The sequence below is a fragment of the Haloquadratum walsbyi J07HQW2 genome, assembly GCF_000415985.1.
Lineage (GTDB): Archaea > Halobacteriota > Halobacteria > Halobacteriales > Haloferacaceae > Haloquadratum > Haloquadratum walsbyi_B.
Genome location: NZ_KE356561.1, coordinates 2646597 through 2647616, shown reverse-complemented (window position 1 = coordinate 2647616; position 1020 = coordinate 2646597). Strand labels below are relative to the sequence as shown.

Genomic DNA, 1020 nt, shown 5'->3' with positions numbered 1-1020 from the left:
GTCGGCTACGATCGACTCTGCCGTTCTGCCAACTCGCCGAACTACCAGAGTCGTGGGAGGTGGGGTCGTGAACTCTCTCGAAACGGAAAGTGGATCGCGATGAAATACAGAGTGTGTGTGGGGCTTGGCTTGATGAGTTAGAGATCACGACGCATCCCCGCGGAACCTGCTGGGAACACAGGCAGGAGGCCCCTCAGAATCGATGACCAACGTTTTTCTGTACTCGGGAGACGATCGCCGGACACGCGTCGGCCACTGTAAGATGGACTCAACGGACGTGTACGTCGGTCGCGGTCCCAGTAACCGAGACATGAACGAGACGCAGCGCAGTCGGTGAGCGAGGCTGGCTTGGCAACCCGTACACGAGCCTGTCATAGAACTCTTCACATACTACAGTCAGTTTGATTACTATTATAACGTATTACTGATTTAGAGATGCGTGCACTAAGTGCACGGCGTTTACAAATAGTCAGAGAGTGTCTTTTCGTTTCCGAATTATGATTTCTCGAACCCGTTCAACGTGATTTGTCTCGGATTGAACGAATGCTGTGAGGATGGCTTCGACGATCTCGGAGCGGCTAACTCCGAGATCGTCACATTCAGCGACCAGATCGCGGGCGTCGTCGGGATCGAGGTCAGTGCCGACTTCGATGGGGCCAGAAGTCCACCGGAGCCCGACGCCGCTCCAGCCATTCTCCTCGTGGACGCCTTCAACTTCGAGCGGCCCGTGGTTCATTTTGGCGGTGGCGTGGAAGTTGTTGAGGCCCCTAGGAACAGAGCCACAGTCCGTGACCGAGTACGTCCCGTCGTCAGTCACGCTCTTGTCTTTGATGACCGCACCTGAATCAGGCGGAAAATTAACGAGGAACTGACTGAAGACATTCGGCTACTGGAAGAGAATCACCCCGAACTCCTCAAGAAGCTTCAGGAGATGGCCTGCGACGACGGCTGAGCGACAATTCTATTAGTACCACCAGCGTACCACAGTGTATGAGCACGGACACGCCCGAGAACAACGGG

The 1020-nt window shown here is 55.1% G+C and carries 1 protein-coding gene; it reads right to left on the bottom strand.

Annotation, left to right across the window (positions count from 1 at the left end):
* Nucleotides 1–469: 469 nt before the first annotated feature.
* The gene (locus J07HQW2_RS12450) at nt 470–736 is read right to left on the bottom strand and encodes a hypothetical protein (RefSeq protein WP_021055892.1); all 267 of its coding nucleotides are present in this window, start codon (nt 734–736) and stop codon (nt 470–472) included.
* Nucleotides 737–1020: the final 284 nt, after the last annotated feature.

What these genes read in the sequence shown, in the direction of transcription:
- J07HQW2_RS12450 (WP_021055892.1), bottom strand. Translation starts at nt 736, where the DNA reads ATGAACCACGGGCCGCTCGAAGTTGAAGGCGTCCACGAGGAGAATGGC.